Genomic DNA, 12,094 nt, shown 5'->3' with positions numbered 1-12,094 from the left:
CACCCTAGCCATGGTCCTCGTCATCATGAGACTGGTTGCGCAGAGGGTCCTCGACCCGGTAGTTGTCCGCGTCACGGTAGCGTTCGAGGAAGTCCTCCTTGGAGATGCGATGGCTCATGTAGTCGTCGTGGAGGCGCCGGTACTCTTCGCCGGGGACGTGGCCCATGTCCCAGACACCCTTGCGGGACTGTCCGGGTTGCCACGTGACCTCATACCAGTCGCCATCCCGGTTCTGGACCCAGACCTCACCGTCACTGTTCTTGGCGTTCTCCCATACGTCGTCGACCTGACCGTCGGCGTACTTGGGTCGCCGCTTCGGGTTGGCGTAGGGGAGCTTCTTGCCGTCCTTGTCCTTGCCGCGTTCGGGGGGAGCGTCATTCCCCGGGTTCGACCCCGGCTGGCTGCTGTCGACGGAGTCGGCAAGGTCGCTGTCCTGGTCACGACGCTGCTCGACGTCGTTCCGGAGTCTGTCGGCTTCTTTGCGCTTGCGCTCGGCCAGCCTCACCATCACGTCGCGCAGGGTGTGCACCGCGGTCTCGCGGGCGTCTTCGACGGTATCGGACAATCTGTCGGCCATGTGGACTCCTCAGGACGCGAACAGCGGAAGCGCGGACAGGCGGGCGGCGAAGTTGTGACCGATCTCGAGCTGGTCGAGACCACAGTCGTCGATGGCGGTCGCGATCTGGTCCATGAGGTCGAATCCGAGGTCGACGCCGGCGACGTCATCCCCACTGGTCACCAAAGGGGCCTCCATCGCCATGATCGCGAGATCGGTGATCGTGCCTGTGAGTGGTTCGATCACCATCGACGCCACCTGGCCGATCAGCTCGTCCATTGCGATGTCGGTGGCGATGTCGAGGGCCTTCTTCCGCGCGGCGATGATGGCCGCGTTGGCGGCCAGGCTCGCGCCGGCGGTGACCACCGCGGTGGCCGCGGCCGCGGCGATCTGCGCCGCCGTGATGGTCAGCTCGGCGACGACCTTGACCTTCAGCGCAACGACCGCGTCCGCCAGCATGTCGATGCCCGACGCGACCTCGGGCAACGCATCCAGCAGCTGGTCGAGGTTCGAGGTGCGGTTGTCGGAGTAGGCCTGGATCAGGGCGCTGACTGACTTCGACTTGGCTCCCTCCTGAAGCTCGATCATCCGAGCTTCGAGCCGATCCAGCGTGCCTCGCACATCAGCCTCGAGCTCCCGAACGAGCTGCGCAGCGTCGCGGACCGCATCCTCGTCGACGTTCGGCCACTCGTAGCCGAGCAGATCGAGGACATGGTCCAGCTCGGCAGGGATCGTCATCCCCATGCCTGTCACCCTCCCGAATATTCGCCCGGATCGAAGCCCAGGAGCAGGGTTCCTGGGGGTGTGGCACGCTACCGGCAGCCGTCGGAACGCCGCGACTCAATTTCGGTGCGCACATTCGTACGAGAAGATCCCCGCAGGATGAACACTGTGCCGCTAGGGTGGCGCCATGGACTGGCAGGACTGGGATTGGGCACTCTGGACGGGACTCGGGGCGCTGCTCGTCGTCGGCGAGCTCTTCAGCCTGGACCTGATTCTGCTGATGCTCGCCACCGGCGCCTTCGCGGGCGCACTTACCGGCGCGTTCACCGACAGCTTCGTGCTCCAGGCGATCGTCGCGCTGGTGGTCTCGGTCTCCATGCTCGCGGTCGTACGTCCCGGGCTGGCCAAACGGCTCCACAACGGCCCGGAGATCCAGATCGGCGCGGAGAAGATGATCGGTGCCCAGGCCGTCTCGACCGTCGAGATCAGCGCCCACAAACCTGGGCAGCTCAAGTTCGACGGCGAGATCTGGACGGCTCAGCCCTACGACGAGACCCTCGTGATCGCGCCCGGCACGCCGGTCGAGGTCCTCGAGATCAGAGGAGCGACCGCGTACGTCCATCCTCTCCCGGAGCTCGGGACCCTGTAGCTACCGGGCAAATGACGCAAACTGAACTAGACAAGGACTGATTGGCAATGGGTGGCATCATCCTGGCCCTACTGGTCATCTTGGCGGTGCTGGTTATCACCACGCTGGCCAAGACGATCAAGATCATCCCGCAGGCGCGGGTCGGCATCGTGGAGCGCTTCGGCAAGTTCCAGTCGAAGCGAGACCCCGGTCTGAACGCGGTGATCCCGTTCGTCGACAAGGTGCGCTACATGATCGACATGCGTGAGCAGGTCGTCGCGTTCGCGCCGCAGCCGGTGATCACCGAGGACAACCTGACCGTCTCGATCGACACGGTCATCTACTTCCAGGTCAACGACCCGGTCGCCGCGACGTACGAGATCGCCAACTACATCCAGGCCGTCGAGCAGCTCACCATGACCACCCTGCGAAACATCGTCGGTGGCATGACCCTCGAGGAGACGCTGACCAGCCGCGAGCAGATCAACACCGGCCTCTCGATCGTGCTCGACGAGGCCACCGGCCGCTGGGGCATCAAGGTCAAGCGCGTCGAGATCAAGTCGATCGACCCGCCCATGTCCATCAAGGACGCGATGGAGAAGCAGATGCGCGCCGACCGTGACAAGCGCGCGGCGATCCTCACCGCCGAGGGTCAGCGCCAGTCCGCGATCCTCTCGGCGGAGGGAAACAAGCAGTCCGCCATCCTCAACGCCGAGGGTCAGCGTGAGTCGCAGATCCTCTCCGCGCAGGCCGACCGTGAGGCCGCGATCCTGCGTGCCCAGGGTGAGGGCCAGGCCATCCAGACCGTCTTCCAGGCGATCCACGACGGCCGTCCCGACCAGTCGCTGCTGGCCTACCAGTACCTCCAGATGATGCCGAAGATCGCCGAGGGCGACGCCAACAAGGTGTGGATCGTCCCGAGCGAGATCGGCAAGGCGCTCGAGGGCCTCGGCTCGACGATGAACAGCCTCCAGGGCATCCCCGACGAGGTCGAGGGCCCGGTCAAGCGCGTCGACATGGGCTCGGCCGAGCCGACGATCGACCTCGAGCAGTCCTCCGCGGCCGCCGCCGTCAAGGAGGCGCTCGCCGAGGCCAAGGAGGCGCAGGCCCCCAACCGGCCGAAGCCTCCCGTCGAGCCGACGGAATAGTGTCCGGAGACTGAGTGGATCTTCTCCAAGCCGCCCTCATCCTGCTCGCCGGGGTGGGGGCGGGCACCATCAATGCTGCTGTCGGGTCGGGGACGCTGATCACGTTCCCGACCCTGCTGGCGTTCGGCGTACCTCCGGTCGTCGCCAACGTGTCCAACACGATCGGCCTGGTGCCGGGCTCGTTGGCCGGCGCCTGGGGCTACCGTCGTGAGCTCGCCGGGCAGCGCGCACGGATCTTGAAGTTCGGGGTCGCGGCGCTGATCGGCGGCGCGGTCGGTGGCGTCCTGCTGCTGGTGCTGCCGCCGGGAGCGTTCGAGGCGATCGTCCCGGTCCTGATCGGGCTCGGGGTGGTCCTGGTGATCACCGGGCCGCGCATCTCCCGGTGGGTCGCCAGGCGACACGGCGACCTGCCCGACGATGGCAGCGAGCGCTGGTGGGTCTGGCCCGCGGTCGCCCTGCTCGGCGTCTACGGCGGCTACTTCGGTGCCGCTCAGGGCGTGCTGATGATCGCGATCATCGGGATCGGGATCGCCGAGTCGCTGCAGCGGCTCAACGCGCTCAAGAACGTCCTGGTCGCGATCACCAACGGGATCTCCGGGCTGCTCTTCGCCCTCGTGGCCGATGTCGACTGGATTATCGCGGCGCTTATCGCAGTGGGCGCGACGATCGGAGGCCTGCTCGGCGCGAGGATCGGCCGTCGGCTGCCGCCCAACGTCCTCCGCGGCGTGATCGTCGTCGTCGGCATCACGGCGCTGGTCGCCTTCCTGCTGGACTGAGCCCGCTGGGACGGCCCGTGGCTGGGCCGGGTCTGATGGGATAGGCCTCATGGAGCTCTACGAGGCGATGCGGACCACCCATGCCGTACGCGACTTCACCGACGACCCGCTGAGCGACGAGGTCCTCGCCAGGATCCTCGACAACGCCCGCTTCGCGCCCTCCGGCGGCAACCGGCAGGGCGCCCACGTCGTGGTCGTACGCAGCCATGAGACCCGCGAGCGCCTGGTCGAGCTGAGCGCGACGGGTGCCCGCAGGTACCTCGCGCAGCAGTCGGCGGGGGAGATGCCGTGGAACACCATCCACCCGAGCGCGGTCATCGAGGAGCAGATCGCCTCGACCCGGGTCCCACGCGGGATGACCGAGCCGCTGCTCACGGCTGCGGTGGTGCTCGTCTTCCTCGTCGACCTCGGCGTGGTCGCCTCCCTCGACTCCGAGCTCGACCGCATCGGACTCGTCTCCGGCGCCTCGGTCTACCCGCTGGTCTGGAACACCCTCCTGGCCGCGCGCGAGGAGGGTTTCGGCGGGGTCATCACCACGATGGCCGTCGCGGAGGAGCCGGCGCTACTCGATCTCCTCGGCGCCCCCGAGGGCTACGCCGTCGCGGCCGTGGTCCCGATGGGCAGGCCGGTCAAGCAGCTCACCAAGCTGAGCCGGCAGCGGGTCGAAGACTTCGTGACGCTGGAGACGTACGCCGGCGAGCCCCTGACAAATGAGTGATGGCAGGGTTCCGAAGAACCCTGCCATCACTCCTCAGAGGTCTCGACTCAGGACTTGTCGACCATGTCGTTGTCGTTGATGTGCTTGGCGACCCGCTCGGCGAGCCACTTTCGGGACTCCACCTCTGCGGAACGCGCCTCCGCGAGCAGCGACTTGGTGATCGAGACCACCATCATCACCATGACGATGCTGAACGGCAGAGCCAACAGGATCGCCATCGTCTGCAATGCGCCCAATGGGTTGGCGTCGGGGTCGGTCTCCTGGAGGGTCAGGCCGACGAACAGCAGCACTGCCGCGATCGCCCCCTCCATCGAGGCCCACATCGCCCGGCTCCACTTCGGCGGGTTCGGGTTGCCGCCGGAGGAGAGCATATCGACCACGAACGACGCCGAGTCGGAGCTGGTGACGAAGAAGATCACCAGCAGGATCATCGCCACGACGCTGGTGATCGCCGGCCACGGCAGCCCGTCGAGCATCTGGAACAGCGCGGTGTTGGTGTCCACGCCGTCCTCGCCGATGATCCCGCCGCCCTGGTACATCTCGCGGTAGATGGCGGTGCCACCCATCACGGAGAACCACAGGAACGTCACCAGCGTCGGAACCAGCAGCACGCCGGCGACGAACTCACGCACCGTGCGCCCCTTGGAGATGCGGGCGATGAAGACACCGACGAAGGGTGCCCAGCTCATCCACCATCCCCAGTAGTAGGTCGTCCAGCCGCTGAGCCAAGCCTGACCGGCTTCGCCCTCGTAGGGGCGACCGTCGAAGGTCAGGGACAGGAAGTTGCGCAGGTAGGATCCGATCTGGGTGAAGAAGTCGGTCAGGATGAACACCGTCGGACCCGCGATCAGCACGAAGACGACCAGCACGACCGCGAGGACCATGTTGATGTTCGAGAGCCACTTGATGCCCTTGTCCACGCCCGTGACGACGGAGACGAGAGCGCATGCGGTGATGACGATCACCAACAGGATCAGCACCCACTTGCTCGGGTCGTTGACCCAGCCGAGGAAGTCCAACCCGGCTCCCAGCTGGCTGACGCCGAGTCCGAGCGACGTGGCGACACCGAAGACTGTGCCGAGCACGGCGATGACGTCGACGACGTCACCGATGAACCCGTGTGCGTACTTGCCGAGAACCGGCTCCAGCGCCCACCGGATCGAGACCGGAAGACCACGCCTGTGGACTGCGTACGCCACCCCGAGCCCGACCACGACGTAGATCGCCCAGGCGCTCAGGCCCCAGTGCAGGAACGTGATGTCCATCGCGGTCCGGGCGTGCCCGGCAGCGGTGTCGGGGTTGGTTCCCGGCGGCGGCGAGTTGAAGTGGTTGAGCGGCTCGGCGACGCCCCAGAACACGAGACCGATACCCATGCCGGCGGCGAAGAGCATCGCGAACCAGGATCCGAGCCGGAACTCGGGCTCGTCACCTTCCTTGCCGAGGACGACATCGCCGGTGCGACCGATCGCGGCCCAGATGGAGAAGGCCACGAAGCCGGTGACGAGTGCGATGTACCACCAGCCGAGGTCGCCGACGACGGTGGAGTTGGCTTTGCCGATCCACTCACCCATCTTCGTGGGGAAAATGGCGGTGATGACGACAAAGAGGATCAACAGCGCTGCCGAGGGGACGAACACCCCGGGCTTCGGGATGAACTTCCCGGTTGGAGGCACGTGCTTCGCGGGCTCGGAGTCTGGCTCTTGTGTACTGAGCGTTGGCTCTGACATGACTGTGCCTTCCGTTGGATATGCGAAAATCGCCCGCCAGGCTACTGGAACTCAAGCCTGGTCGGTGGGAGTTGAGCTGGGCCCGGTCTCGTTGCTGTGGTCATCCTCGACGACGGCGAATGCGAAGTCGTCGCCGTGTTCTGTGACACCGGCGATGACGGCTCGTTCGACGGCCTCTTCGGCGTACTGGCCACGCACGATCAGCGGGTCGGTCTGCAGATCCTTCTGGAGCGACACGGTGAGCCCGACCATGATCACCGTGAACGGCAGCGCCGCCACGATGGTGATCGTCTGCAGTCCCGACAACGCATCCGAGCCACCGGCGATCAGCCCGAGGGCCGCCACGACCCCGGTCGCGACACCCCAGAAGATGACCGTGGGCCGGGTCGGCTCCTCGGTGCCACGCTCAGAGAGCGTGCCCATCACGATCGAGGCCGCGTCGGCACCCGAGACGAAGAAGATCGCCACCAGGGCCATGACCAGAACGCTCATCACGGTCGCCAGCGGGAACTGTTCGAGGGTGGTGAACAGCTGCGACTCGACGCCGCCGAGACCAGCGATGTCAACCGTGCCGTCACGCTGCAGGTCGATGGCGGTGCCACCCAGGATGCAGAACCAGATCACGCTCACGGCGCTCGGCACCAGGAGGACGCCGGAGACGAACTGCCGGACCGTGCGCCCGCGCGAGATGCGCGCGATGAACATGCCGACGAACGGCGTCCAGGAGATCCACCAGGCCCAGTAGAAGATGGTCCACTTGCCGAGCCAGTCGGAGGTCTCCGCGCCGCCGACACCGGTGCGCGCGGACATCTGCGCGAGATCGCCGAGATAGGTGCCGAGCGAGGTCGGGATCAGGTCGAGGATGAAGACCGTCGGGCCGACCACGAACAGGAACAGCGCCAGGAGCAGGGCCAGCACCATGTTGATGTTGGAGAGCCATTGGATGCCCTTGGCCACACCCGAGACCGCCGAGACCACGAAGCAGGCCGTCAGGACCGCGATGATCCCGATGAGCACGTTGTTGCCGGCCTCGCCGAGCCCGGCCACGATCTGCAGACCGCTCTCGATCTGGATCGCGCCCGTCCCGAGCGAGGTCGCCGAACCGAACAGCGTCGCGAAGATCGCGAAGATGTCGATCGCCTTGCCCGCGGGGCCCTCGACGGTCTTCTTGCCGAGCAGTGGCGTGAAGGCCGAGGAGATCAGGCTGACGCGGCCCTTGCGGTAGGCGCCGTAGCCGATCGCCAGACCGACGACCGCGTAGATCGCCCACGGGTGCAGCGTCCAGTGGAACATGGTGGTCGCCATGGCGTGTTGGATGGCTTCGGGGTTGCCCGCCTCGCCGGTGCCCGGCGGCGGGGTGACGAAGTGCGAGATCGGCTCGCTGACGCCGTAGAACATCAGACCGATACCCATGCCGGCGCTGAACATCATCGCGATCCAGGAAGCCGTCCTGAACTCCGGCTTCTCGTCGTCGCGGCCCAGGGGAATGTTTCCGTACTTGCTGACGGCGAGCCAGATGATGTAGATGACGAAGCCGCTGGCCGTGAGGACGAAGAACCAGCCGGCCTTGTCCAGCACCCAGCCGAGGGCCTTGTCCGCGAGCGAGCTCATCCCGTCGGTGTTGACGAAGCCCCACGTCATGAAGGCGATCGCGATGGCCGCGGCTATGCCGAAGACGACCCAGTCGATGCCCCTGCGGTGGTCCTGTTCGCTCGAGATCGGCAGGTCCAGTGCGGGGTGGGGGACCACATCGCCCGTCGGGGACTTGATGAGCCCTGAGCGACGGCGCTCGTCGGGTTTTCCTTTGTCTGGCTTCTTCTCAGAAGTCACACCGTTGGCCTTCCGGATCGTTGGTAGAACCTCAGCACTCTAACCCTTTCGGCCTTTGCTTCCCGGGGGCCGGGGTCGGCCGGTCTGCCAATGAAATCGAGAACTGGCCCGACTGTGTCGGGCCAGTTCATGGGTCGTGCGGCGTCTGTGGCTCAGACGCCGTACGCGGCCAACCAGCGCTCGATCTCCGCGTAGGCCTGCTTGCGGACGTCGGGGCGAGATAGGATCACGTCGTGTTTCGCGCCTGGGACCGCGACATAGGTGACGTGCCTGCCGATGGCGGTCGACCAGCGGCGGATCTGGCGCACGTCGAGGACGATGTCGGTGGTGTGGACGATGTCGCCCATCGCCTTGGGCTTGCTGGAGCGGTCGGAGGAGAGCACCAGCACGGGCGCCTTCACGTCCAGGCCCCGGTGGAGCCTGGCATGGCCGTCGCGGATCGCCTTGAGCCAGCCGAGCCGGATCGGGTAGGAGCCGACCGGTTTGAGCCCGAGGTCGAACTCCCACTCGCCGTCGTGGTCGACGTGGAGCGACATCGTGTAGAAGCCGCTCACGTCACGACCCAGCTCACGCATCGGGACCCGGTGGCCGATCCGGCGCACCACCGGCGTCGCCAGCTCCCGCAGCAGGAACGAGCCCTGCAGGTCGAGCCACGGGGAGTTGAGCACCATCCCGGCCAGGGCGTCGGGCTGGCGGTCGTGAGCCCACAGCGAGACCGTCAGCCCGCCGGTGGAGTGGGCGCTGAGCATGATGTGGGAGTGGCCGTCGCGCTCGGTGATGCGCTCCCAGGCGGCGTCGATCTCGTCGAAGTACTCGTAGAGATCACCGATGTACGTCCCCGACTGGTGCTCTAGCAGCGAGCGACCGTACTTGCGCAGGTCCAGGGCGTAGAAGTCGTAGCCGCGTGCGGTCCACCACTCGGCGTACTCCTTCTGGAAGAAGTAGTCGGAGAAGCCGTGGACGTAGAGGACCGCGCCCTTCGCGTCGCCGTCGGCGTCCCGCTTGACCAGCGTGGCCACGACCGTGCCCTCGAAGTCGTCCGAGAGCTCGATGGTCTCGACTGTGTAGGGCTCACCGAGTACGTCGATCGTCATGAACGCATCTTCTCACCAGAACCCAGGAGTGAGCCCCCAGCGTCCGTAGACGTTCGTCACGATCTCCTCGAGACGCTCTGAGTCGGGGACCGCGTCCGGGTCGAGCGCGCGGATGGCGAGGTTGCACGTCTCGCCGGTCTGGCACCACCACGAGGTGACTCCGCCGCGCATCCGGCGCAGGCCGCCACGGGTCGCGCCCAGGGCCAGGCCACGGATGAGGATCGAGTCGGCGGCCACGCCGAACGGCGCGACGAAGTCGGGGTCGGGGCGGCCGAGGTTGGAGGCGAGGCCGAGTGGCGTGACGACGTCCTTGAGCAACGGCCGGGCGATCCTGTCCGGGATCATCTGCGCCAGCGGCGCGAGGTCGGCGGTCGGGTCGGGCCGAGTGCCCTTGAAGAGGGAGGAGAGCTCCTTCCTCGACCGCTCCCGGATGTGGGCGAGGTCGGTGACTCGGCCCACGCCGTCGCGCAGCTCGGCCTCCACCGCGATCGACACGCCTGAGGTGGCGTTGGCACGCAGGTCGCCCCCGCCACGCAGCGAGACGGGCAGCGACATCTTGACCGGCTCGCCGGGGCGTACGATCCCGGCCTCGAGCAGCACCTCGACCGAGATCGCGATCTGAAGTGCGCTGGAGGTGCCGCCGGCCCGTTCGGCGGCAGCGTTCCATTCGTCGACCGGGCAGTCGGCAGAGGCGTTGGCGGCCTCGTGGACGACGTCGTCGTCGGGTCGAGGCGGCGGCACCGGCCGCAGCGAAGAGCACTGGGCCTCCAGCGCGGGAAGCCTGCCCGTCTTCCGGGTCGCTCGCAGGCCGCGGACGGCCGCGCGCGCCATCGTTCGCGCGTCTCGCCAGTCGTCCTTCCGGGTGACCTCGGCCGCCGAGGGGTCATCGACGGGGAGTCGGGACAGGGGCTGGCGGCGTACGGCCGCGATCAGGGCACCGAGCTTCATCCCGCCGTCGCAGACGATGTGGGAGGCGTTGTAGGCCACGACCGTGCCGCCGTCGGCGGTGTGGGCCATGAAGAACGCCCACAGCGGTCCCTCGACCGGGTCGAACCGAACCTCGTCGGTGGTGCCGTCGAGCCAGGCCACGACTTCTTCGCGCTCGATCCGGTCGGGGTGCAGGTGGACCGGCTCGGCCCGCGTCGCCGGCACCCAGTGCGAGCGCGCACCGGGAATCTTGGGGCGTACGACGAGGCGGTTGAGCGGACCCACGGCCAGCTCGTCGACGATCTCCTGGACTGCCTCGACCGGAATCTCCGTCGGAAATCGCCACGCGGTCTGGTTGACGACCGGAACGCCGATCACGGTCGCGGAGCGGAGGAAGACCTCGTCGTCGTAGGTCAGCCGGTTGGTCGGCTCGGGGGCGAACGGCGCCGGCCGGGCGCCCAGGCTCGCGGGCGGCAGCGAGGGCAGGCTCACGGGCTCGGGCATGGGGTCACCACACCTCGACGGGCAGGCTCCACGAGCCGAGCTCCTCGACGACCAGGTTCTTCAGGTGATCCAGGTCTGGCACCCGGTCGGGCTCGGCGGCGACCAGGTTGAGCGTCGTACGCGGCCCCGACTGGATCAGCCAGGAGATGATCCCGCCGCCGATGTCGTAGGCGTCCTGGGCCGTCGCGTTCTGGTAGCCGGCGAGCCCGGCCACGAGGCGTACGTTCTCGCCCATCGCATAGCGGTAGTCGTCGGGGAGCCGGGGCAGGTTGGAGGCCATGCACGCCGCGGCCGGCGGCTGGGGGAGCCTGTCGAGGACCGCGTCGGGCAGCATCTGCATCATCGCCAGCGGCACCGGCACGAGGCCCGGCCCTGCCTGGCCGAGGCGGATGTAGGCCGCCTTGGAGAGCTTCTTGATCTCGGCGAGGTCTCGTCTGTCCAGCACGTCGCGAGGCACCTCGACCATGGCCACGCGCGTCGAGTTGGCGCGTACGTCCCCGGGCTGGAAGTCACTCATCGGAAGCGAGACCGGGACGTCGCCACGGTCGACCGGAACATGATCGATGCGGACGAGCAGGTCGGCGACCACGTTGATGAACCAGGCGTTGGTCGAGCCGCCGTGCTCGGCGGAGATCTTCGTCATCGTCTCGGTGTCGAACTCGGCGATCATCCGCGGCATCCGCCAGGCAGCCGGGTCCGGGTTCGGGGTGGACTTCGGGTAGACGCGAGGCGCCTTGGCGGCGAGTGCGGCGGTGCCGTCCTTCTTGGCCTGGCGACGTGCCTTGGCCCAGTCCCGGACCGCGCGCCACTGCGCGCGGCTGTCGGCCACGTCGGCGCGAAGACGGTGCCAGCCCGTGGCAGGCGCGGGCGGCAGCCGCAGCGGCTCGCCGCGCGAGGCCCGGCACACCGCGTCCAGCACGGAGCCGCCGTCGCCGACCGCATGGGCGAGCAGCAGCGAGACGACCGAGGTGCCGTCGTCGAGGTTGATCGCGGTGAGCCGGTGGGTCAGGCCCTCGTGCGGGTCGAGGTGGTCGCTGTGGCGCTCCTGGAGCCAGCCGGTGATCCCGCCGACCGGGAGGGTCTCGTCGTAGAGCTCGATCGACGGCTCCCGGTCGGCGTTGGTCCACAGGTCGCGGGCGCCCGGCAGCTTCGCCCGGTGCAGCCTCCGCGAGAGCCCACCCTCGGCCAGCCCGGCCGCGATGTGGCGGAGCCGGTCGGCGTCGTAGGGATCGTCGAGCCGCCAGATCCACTGGTTGGCGATCGGGCTTCCGAGACCGCGATGGCGTCGGGCGAAGAGGTCGTCGGCGAACTGCAGACGGCCGGAGTTGTCGATCGGTGCACGGGTGGCAGCGGGCATGGGGGTCCTCGAGATAGGGCGGGCGGCCGGGCGAAGGCGGGGCGATAGCGCGCGAAGGGGGAGTAAATCGAAGTTGCCCTCCTCTGTAAACCCCCAGGGGTAACAA

11 protein-coding genes are annotated in these 12,094 nt (G+C 67.6%); 4 read left to right on the top strand and 7 right to left on the bottom strand.

Going from position 1 to position 12,094, the window contains the following annotated elements; all coding sequences use genetic code 11:
• Positions 1–4 precede the first annotated feature (4 nt).
• Positions 5–577, bottom strand: a complete 573-nt coding sequence (locus H5T77_RS12320; RefSeq protein WP_292649640.1) for an HNH/ENDO VII family nuclease — start codon at positions 575–577, stop codon at positions 5–7.
• Between the two features lie 9 nt (positions 578–586).
• A complete protein-coding gene (locus H5T77_RS12315) occupies positions 587–1,300 on the bottom strand; it encodes a WXG100-like domain-containing protein (protein WP_292649638.1) in 714 nt (237 codons plus the stop codon).
• 166 nt (positions 1,301–1,466) lie between these two features.
• On the opposite strand from H5T77_RS12315, the gene H5T77_RS12310 reads away from it, so the two are divergent.
• From H5T77_RS12310 to H5T77_RS12295, 4 genes are read left to right on the top strand one after another with little or no spacing between them, the layout of a single operon-like run.
• Complete coding sequence (locus tag H5T77_RS12310) at positions 1,467–1,928, top strand: NfeD family protein (protein WP_292649636.1); 462 nt, start codon at positions 1,467–1,469, stop codon at positions 1,926–1,928.
• 47 nt (positions 1,929–1,975) lie between these two features.
• Positions 1,976–3,055 (top strand): SPFH domain-containing protein, encoded by a 1,080-nt coding sequence (locus tag H5T77_RS12305; protein ID WP_292649634.1) that lies wholly within the window; start codon positions 1,976–1,978, stop codon positions 3,053–3,055.
• 14 nt (positions 3,056–3,069) lie between these two features.
• Positions 3,070–3,831 carry a sulfite exporter TauE/SafE family protein gene (locus H5T77_RS12300; RefSeq protein WP_292649632.1) on the top strand — a complete coding sequence of 254 codons (762 nt, stop codon included), beginning with the start codon at positions 3,070–3,072 and terminating at the stop codon, positions 3,829–3,831.
• A gap of 49 nt (positions 3,832–3,880) precedes the next feature.
• On the top strand, positions 3,881–4,549 hold the full coding sequence (locus H5T77_RS12295; RefSeq protein ID WP_292649630.1) for a nitroreductase family protein: 669 nt from the start codon (positions 3,881–3,883) through the stop codon (positions 4,547–4,549).
• A 47-nt stretch (positions 4,550–4,596) separates the two neighbouring features.
• Here the strand turns inward: H5T77_RS12295 and H5T77_RS12290 are convergent, their stop codons facing one another.
• The 5 genes from H5T77_RS12290 to H5T77_RS12270 all read right to left on the bottom strand — a co-directional run bounded on the left by H5T77_RS12290 (position 4,597) and on the right by H5T77_RS12270 (position 11,988).
• Positions 4,597–6,276: a BCCT family transporter gene (locus H5T77_RS12290; RefSeq protein WP_292649628.1), complete on the bottom strand. Its 1,680-nt coding sequence runs from the start codon at positions 6,274–6,276 to the stop codon at positions 4,597–4,599.
• 51 nt (positions 6,277–6,327) lie between these two features.
• Positions 6,328–8,106 carry a BCCT family transporter gene (locus tag H5T77_RS12285; protein WP_292649626.1) on the bottom strand — a complete coding sequence of 593 codons (1,779 nt, stop codon included), beginning with the start codon at positions 8,104–8,106 and terminating at the stop codon, positions 6,328–6,330.
• Between the two features lie 152 nt (positions 8,107–8,258).
• Entirely contained in the window at positions 8,259–9,200 is a 942-nt protein-coding gene (locus H5T77_RS12280; protein WP_292649625.1) for an alpha/beta hydrolase, read from the bottom strand.
• A 12-nt stretch (positions 9,201–9,212) separates the two neighbouring features.
• The gene (locus H5T77_RS12275) at positions 9,213–10,631 is read right to left on the bottom strand and encodes a hypothetical protein (protein ID WP_292649623.1); all 1,419 of its coding nucleotides are present in this window, start codon (positions 10,629–10,631) and stop codon (positions 9,213–9,215) included.
• A gap of 4 nt (positions 10,632–10,635) precedes the next feature.
• Positions 10,636–11,988 (bottom strand): hypothetical protein, encoded by a 1,353-nt coding sequence (locus H5T77_RS12270; protein ID WP_292649621.1) that lies wholly within the window; start codon positions 11,986–11,988, stop codon positions 10,636–10,638.
• Between the last annotated feature and the right edge of the window lie 106 nt (positions 11,989–12,094).

The organism is Nocardioides sp. (genome assembly GCF_014360585.1).
In the GTDB taxonomy this organism is placed as follows: domain Bacteria; phylum Actinomycetota; class Actinomycetes; order Propionibacteriales; family Nocardioidaceae; genus Nocardioides.
This window is presented reverse-complemented; position numbering and strand designations above follow the sequence as displayed.